Origin of the sequence: Moorena sp. SIO3H5 (assembly GCF_010692395.1) — a bacterium.
Taxonomy (GTDB): domain Bacteria; phylum Cyanobacteriota; class Cyanobacteriia; order Cyanobacteriales; family Coleofasciculaceae; genus Moorena.
On record NZ_JAAHHS010000387.1, the window covers coordinates 1 to 7,143 of the forward strand.

Sequence of the window (7,143 nt, forward strand, 5' to 3'; positions counted from 1 at the left end):
GTCTTATTGTGTTTCGTCATTTTTTTTTTTGTTTTTTTTTGCCGGGGACGGGTGAATAGGATATCCGGTTTCTCTCGTGAGTGGGGTTCAGACGTGGTCAGGTCCTAGGGAGTCGGGAGTCGGGAATCGGGAATCGGGAATAAGAGGGGGGGGATCAATATCAGTGGGGTGGGCATCCTGCCTGCCTGGAAATGAAACAGGCAAGATGCCTGTTCCACAGCCAGATGAGAGGGGGGGGAATCAATATAAGTGGAGTGGGCATCCTGCCCGCCTGGAAATGAAACAGGCAAGATGCCCGTTCCAAAGCCAGATGCCCGGATGCCCACTCCACAGCCAGATGCCCGTTCCAGAAAACTCTTCAAATCATTCGATTATTAAGCAACATCCGGAAGCGAGGGGTATTAGAAAAAGATGGTGGAGAGATTATCAGTAAAGGTACTAACCTCAACTCCCTCTACATTGGCGAGAAGGTCACCATCAGCAGCTATGATATTCACACTGCCATTAGACTGCTCAAAGGTAAGGGTGCTAGCATCACTAACCCCAAAGCGAGTTAACCCCAGTTGGAAATTTATCACTTTGTCATGTCCTTCACCTTCTTCAAGGGCAATGGTGTTGTTACCATTCCCAAGCTCGATGGTGTCTACACCGGAACCAGAATCAATAGTATTGTTTCCGTCACCAGTGTTGATTACATCATTTCCAGCACCGCCAGTTATGGTGTCATCACCGTCTAAACCGAAGAAAGTGTTGTGAGCCTCGTTACCAATTAGTTCGTCATTAAAATTAGTACCTACGGCTCTTTCAATACTAATTAAAGTTTGTGCTACTTCCTGATCTTGCTCATCGGTGTAACTACCAGTGCCTTCAGCCAAATTGAGCTTAATACCAGAGTTGATTAGATCTTGAAAGTTAACGGTATCACGACCTTCTCCACCGTCAAAATAGTTAACACCGGCACTGTCTCGGAAAGTATCATTCCCAGCACCGCCTTGGAGGACATCATTACCACTATCACCCCAAATTCGATCATTCCCAGCGCCACCTTGAATTACATCGTCACCTTCTCCACCAAAGAGTTGATCATTCCCTTCATTTCCCTGGATAATATCATTCCCTTCCCGTCCTCGAACAATATCGTTTCCATCTAAAGCTTGAATGATGTCGTTTTCAGGGAGACCTTCTAAATTATCTTCGTTGAGAGTTCCTAAAATAATTGCCATTTTTTTATTTACTCCAATAATTGACTATTGATGCTGCCTAAATTTGCGGCGTTGCTGAATCAAGGAATGAATGCGCGATCATCTGGTTTTGGTCAAGCCCCCTCCCCCAACTTTGCGGTGCGACCCAAGGGCGATTTACTCGCCCATTGGAAAGCGCACCGGAAGGGACGCAAGAAAGTATTTTTCCCCCCAAAATTGGGGGGCTAGGGGGGCAAAACCATACCCAGAATAAGCAACGCCAAATTTGCAGTTAAATTTGGGAAATTAAAGGCACAATAATTGTTCTGATACTAGTGTTGTAATGTAAGCATTCAGCCGTCAGTGGTCAGTGGTCACTGATAGCTGTTGGCGTAGCCTGCGCGTAGCCCATTAGCTGATACGCGACACGCTGATAGCTGTTGGCGTAGCCTGCGCGTAGCCCATTAGCTTACGTTGTAATTGTTGTATTCAACACTGAGCACAGATATTGATTGGTGCCTAAAAAAATCCGGAATATCATTATAATGAATTGATTTTTTCCCCTTCATATAAGATAATTAACCGGAAAAAAATCCCTATTTAGGGCTTGCTGAATAAAACTAGGAGGCTTGCGAGATCAGGGTTTCAAGCCTTTTTTTTTCCAATAAGTGCAAGGATTAAGCAATCCACAAGCTCAAAACATAAGCACAAATGATGAAAGTCACTGCTTCTCTTGCACGGATGAGCACTCCGGAACTCTTGCCGTCTTGATGCAGTCGCTCATGGGGGAAACCACGGCAGTTGCTCATGGGGGGAACCCCCAAGACCGCACTGCCTTCCCAAGACCGCGCTGCATCGCTCTTGCCTCTTGCCTCTTGCCTATCGCTACCTAAATACTTTTTCAGCAAACCTTATTTATAGATAAGCATTCAGCTCATGCCATGGCTGATAGCTGGCAATTGTAGATGCGCCTATGGCGTTAGCTGTCGGCTGAATACTTCCATTTATAGATTAATACTAAGCGAAAAATTCGCTATTTATTATCAAGTTAGCGTAATTATACGTATCGATTAGTTAAAGATTTTGTTGAATTAATTTACTGCAGTTAAAGTATTTATAAAAAGCTTTTATTGGATGCTTAAAAAGCTTTTTATAGCTTGTGTTTACTAATGAAATAAGTATATCAAGTCAGGTTGAATACCCATAATTAGAGGGAGGGTGGGGAGATGGGGAGATGGGGAGATGGGGAGATCTCACAAGGGTAGGTTTTTAACAAAGACGTGAGGTGTGGGGTGTGGAGTGTGGGGTGTGGGGTGTGGGGGTACAGACAAGCGATGCAGTGGCCTCACGGGGGTTTCCCCGGAGACGAAACCTGTTTATTGTGGAGCCAAAATAGTATGCTTGTTATGCAGATGCATGGGTAAATATTTTTTAATAGCGATGCCTCAGGTGCGACCCGTGGCGAATTTAATTCGACGACTGTAAGCGCACCATTACCTTCACGCGGGGGTTTCCCCCACTCGCGCTTTGCATCAAGACGGGAACAGGGAATTAGAGGGAGGGAATCAATATAAGTGGAGTGGGCATCCTGCCCGCCTGGAAATGAAACAGGCAAGATGCCTGTTCCACAGCAAGATTCCCCCCTAACCCCCCTTAATAAGGGGGGTTAGGGGGGATACCTCTTCTGACTTCCCGACTCCCTACTCCACTAAGAAGCGCTAAACTTTAGCCTCTTCTTTTACTAACTTATCCCAACCCAAATCCTTGAGACTGTTATTGCGACGTAACGGACGAGTTGCCAATTCCAGAATGTCTCGGGCATTAGTAAAGCCGTGCATTTGAGCAAAGGTAAACTCAACGGACCACTTAGTATTAATCCCCCGTGCTTCCAAAGGATTAGCATGAGCCATACCGGTAATCACCAAATCCGGCTCCAAGTCATAAATCCGCTGAATCTGGTTGTAATTGTCTGGCTTCTCGATAATCTTAGGAGTTGGTACACCCATTTCGTGGCAAGTCTTCTCTAACAGAGCTAACTCAGCTTTCTGATAACGCTTATCCATGTAAGGGATACCGATTTCATGGCAAGTCATCCCGCAACGAACAAGGAAACGAGCTAAGGAAACTTCCAGCAAGTTATCCCCCATGAAAAATACTGACTTACCACGCAACAGCTGGATATAATCCTCCAAGCTTTCCCAAATTTTAGCTTCCCGTTCTGCTAAGCCTTTTGGTTCAATACCAAATACAGAACACATTTTCTCTATCCAAGCCCGAGTGCCATCCGGACCAATGGGGAAAGGTGCGCCAATTAACTTACACTTGCGGCGGCGCATCAGAGTAGTAGCAGTACGACTGAGGAAAGGATTCACCCCAGCAACATAGTAACCTTCTTCAATTACTGGCAATTCCGTGTAACGCTTAGCAGGCAACCAACCAGACACCTTAATCCCCTGCTTCTTCAACTCTAGGGTGAGGTTAGTCACAACTGGGTCAGGTAGGGAGCCAAACAACACTAGGGGTGGATGATCCGCATAGTCTGACTCTTCCGCAGCCACCTCTTCTTTCTGGCGTCCAAAGTTGAGGAGTTTTGCGATCGCATTCCGCTCTTGTTTCTCCTCTTCCACCTGGGGTGCTTCCTTCGGACACTTGTGAGCCATAGCGGCCAAGACTGTATCTTCACCCTGGGTGAAAGCATAGTCTAAGCCATTAGCACGAGCCACCACAATCGGAATGCCAATCTCAGATTCCAGCTTGGGAGCCAAGCCTTCCAAATCCATCTTGATAATTTCGGTAGTGCAAGTACCAATCCAGACAATCACACTAGGATTGCGATCGCGTTTAATCTGCAAACACAACCGCTTCAGTTCCTCGTAATCATTTAGCTTAGCGGAAATATCTCCTTCTTCCAACTCCGCCATGGCATAGCGTGGCTCAGCAAAAATCATCACCCCCATCGCATTTTGGAGGAAATAGCCACAAGTCTTAGTACCAATCACCAAAAAGAAGCTATCTTCAATCTTTTGGTAAAGCCATGCCACGCAGCTAATCGGACAAAAGGTATGGTAATTCCCAGTTTCGCACTCAAAATCTAGGGCTTGAGGGGTTTCAGCAACGGTCATTTAAAATTCTCCTCTCCTGGTCTCTCTCGTAGGTTTTAAGGGTTTAAGGGTTTAAGGGTTTAAAGGTTGAAGGTTTTAAGGGTTTAAGGTTGAAGGTTTTAAGAGTTGAAGGATTGAAGGTTGAAGGTTTTAAGGGTTAAGGGTTAAGGGTTAAGGTTGAAGGTTGACTGTTGAAGGTTTTCAGCTTTACTGTTAACTGTTGAAGGGTTTCAGGTTTACTGTTATAACTTTCAACCTTCAACCTCCTAACTTTCAACCTAACTTTCAACCTTCAACCTCCTAACTTTCAACCTAACTTTCAACCTTCAACCTTTCTTTCAACCTCCTAACCTTCAACCTCCTAACCTTCAACCTTCAACCTCCTAACCTCCTAACCTTTGCTTACACCATCATCAGGTCTAATTCTTCTTCCTCAGTCTTTGCTGGGGTTTGAGGATTTAGGTAGAAGTCAGACAGCAAAGAGAACAAATCCCGGTCAGGTGCATCTTGAGGTACAACCCCCTCAGGCTGTGCCAGGATTTGGTCAGCAATATTGAGATAGTATTGGCAAACCGGTTCCAGGCTAGGGTCAGTTTCTGCCATTTCAAAAATCGTTTTGCCCTTAACCCGAGAGACACGAATGTCTTCAATTAGTGGCAAAATTTCCAGCACTGGCATCGGCACAGCTTCGATATACTTATCGATTAAGTCGCGCTTAGAGGTGCGGTTGCCAATCAGACCAGCCAGACGCAGCGGGTGAGTGCGAGCTTTTTCACGAACAGAAGCAGCAATGCGGTTAGCAGCGAACAAGGCATCAAAACCGTTATCCGTGACAATCATGCAATAGTTGGAATAGTTCAGGGGAGCAGCAAAACCACCACAGACTACATCACCCAGAACGTCAAACAGAATCACATCGTACTCATCAAAAGCATTCAGTTCCTTGAGCAGCTTTACAGTTTCACCAACCACATAGCCACCGCAACCCGCACCAGCTGGGGGACCACCAGCTTCTACGCAATGAACACCACCATAACCTTTGTAAATCACATCTTCAGGCCAGACATCTTCGTAGTGGTAATCCTTTTCCTGAAGGGTATCAATAATGGTAGGGATCAGAAAACCAGTCAGAGTGAATGTGCTGTCATGCTTCGGGTCACAGCCAATTTGCAGCACCTTCCGACCCCGCTTAGCTAGGGCAACTGAGATATTACAGCTAGTTGTGGATTTACCGATACCACCTTTTCCATAAACTGAAAGTTTCACCTTTAGTTATCTCCTGTTTCAGATAAAAATTCTTCTTTTGTGTTTGCCCCTAAGCCAACGGAAAGCATAATTGCCAAAATTCTGCTTGCTTGATTTATCTCAGGCACTAATTAAGCGAGGGACCCGAAAGCCAGCCATAGATTGCTTGGCTTTAGGCGCTTATTGAATTATTCACCAACTGCACTAGAAAATACAGGGTCTTTTTTATCGATATAGCCTTTAAATTAGCTTAAATAGACTTTTATAAATTTAAACCATAATCTAAACCACTTTAACTCCTATTTATCAAATTTAATACTTAATTAATCATTTTTAAATTAAAATTAAATAAAAAGTAGTACAATAAACAAAAATGATAAATCACCAGGGTAAATTAAGCCAATAGCTGTTCCCGTAGCGTGGGCGTAGCCCATTAGCTAATAGCTGTTCCAGTAGTGTGCGCGTAGCGCATTAGCTTACAAATCATCCAGACCCACCAGAAGCCATAGGCTGGTCTAGCTATTGAAGTTTTTTGTAAATAATAATTAAATTTCTACGGAGCAATCACCGCAATCTTCTCGATAGAGTCACAGACTTTGAAAAAGGTACACAGAATCGGGAATCGGGAATCGGGAATCGGGAATCGGGAATCGGGAATCGGGAATCGGGAATCGGAAAAACTGATCTGATTCCCCATCTCCCCATCTCCCTACCTCCCCATCTCCCTACCTCCCCATCTCCCTATCTCCCTATCTCCCCTGATACAGGGTGAACCTGTATCACCTCAAGCCCCTACAGCTTCCTTAGCGGCATACATCACTTCAAGAGTGATTTCACTAAAGCCACGCTCACGAGCAAACTTCTCAGTATTGCGCTTCACTTTACCGCGAACAAAACCAGGCACCTTATTCAGTTCTGCTTTAGCGTCCTTACTCCAGTTCAGGTCAGAATCAGCAGAGATCCCCTTAGTAATCACTTCCTTGGTATCATGACCACCAAAGATTTCTAACAAGTGGTCTTCCATACCCAAGGTGAAGGAATTGTAGACCAAATCAGCAATTTGGTTAGTACCTTCGTAACCCATGAAGGGGCGATAACCGATGGGGAAGTTTTGGATATGAATGGGAGCAGCAATCACACCACAAGGAATATTCAAGCGCTTACCAACGTGCCGTTCCATTTGGGTACCGAAAATTGCAGAAGGTTCAATTCGTGCGATCGCATCCCCAATCGCACCATTATCATCACTGATCAGGATCTCATCACAGTATTCGCTCACCTGCTCCTTGAACCAATCCGCATCATACTTACAGTAAGTACCAGCCAGCACCACATGAATACCCATTTCCCGTGCCAGAATCTTGGTCATAGCGGCAGCGTGGGTATTATCTCCGAATACCACAGCCTTCTTACCCGTCAAGTTTTGGCAGTCGATGGAGCGAGAGAACCAGGCAGCTTGAGAAACGTACAGGGTTTGGTTGTCGATGTACTCCTCGTAATCGACATTAGCACCTTGACCATTGACAATTTCCTGAATCTTACGGATACAACGGGCAGTTTCCACCACACCCAAAGGAGCAATATCGACATAGGGCATCCCGAATTGTTCTTCCAGA

General features: G+C 45.2%; 7 protein-coding genes. All 7 read right to left on the reverse strand.

The window, feature by feature from the left end; genetic code table 11:
• Positions 1 to 104: 104 nt before the first annotated feature.
• Entirely contained in the window at positions 105 to 362 is a 258-nt protein-coding gene (locus F6K52_RS29035; protein WP_293086881.1) for a hypothetical protein, read from the reverse strand.
• A gap of 39 nt (positions 363 to 401) precedes the next feature.
• Complete coding sequence (locus tag F6K52_RS29040) at positions 402 to 1,223, reverse strand: hypothetical protein (protein ID WP_293086884.1); 822 nt, start codon at positions 1,221 to 1,223, stop codon at positions 402 to 404.
• A gap of 635 nt (positions 1,224 to 1,858) precedes the next feature.
• Positions 1,859 to 2,089: a hypothetical protein gene (locus F6K52_RS29045; RefSeq protein ID WP_293086887.1), complete on the reverse strand. Its 231-nt coding sequence runs from the start codon at positions 2,087 to 2,089 to the stop codon at positions 1,859 to 1,861.
• 810 nt (positions 2,090 to 2,899) lie between these two features.
• Positions 2,900 to 4,303, reverse strand: coding sequence for a ferredoxin:protochlorophyllide reductase (ATP-dependent) subunit N (locus F6K52_RS29050; RefSeq protein ID WP_293086890.1), 1,404 nt, complete (start codon positions 4,301 to 4,303; stop codon positions 2,900 to 2,902).
• A 381-nt stretch (positions 4,304 to 4,684) separates the two neighbouring features.
• A complete protein-coding gene (gene bchL / locus F6K52_RS29055; RefSeq protein WP_293086893.1) occupies positions 4,685 to 5,548 on the reverse strand; it encodes a ferredoxin:protochlorophyllide reductase (ATP-dependent) iron-sulfur ATP-binding protein in 864 nt (287 codons plus the stop codon).
• 532 nt (positions 5,549 to 6,080) lie between these two features.
• Positions 6,081 to 6,224: a hypothetical protein gene (locus F6K52_RS29060; RefSeq protein WP_293086896.1), complete on the reverse strand. Its 144-nt coding sequence runs from the start codon at positions 6,222 to 6,224 to the stop codon at positions 6,081 to 6,083.
• Positions 6,225 to 6,311: 87 nt separating this feature from the next.
• Positions 6,312 to 7,143 (reverse strand): nitrogenase component 1 (locus tag F6K52_RS29065; RefSeq protein ID WP_293086899.1); only part of this gene is annotated, 832 nt, incomplete at its 5' end.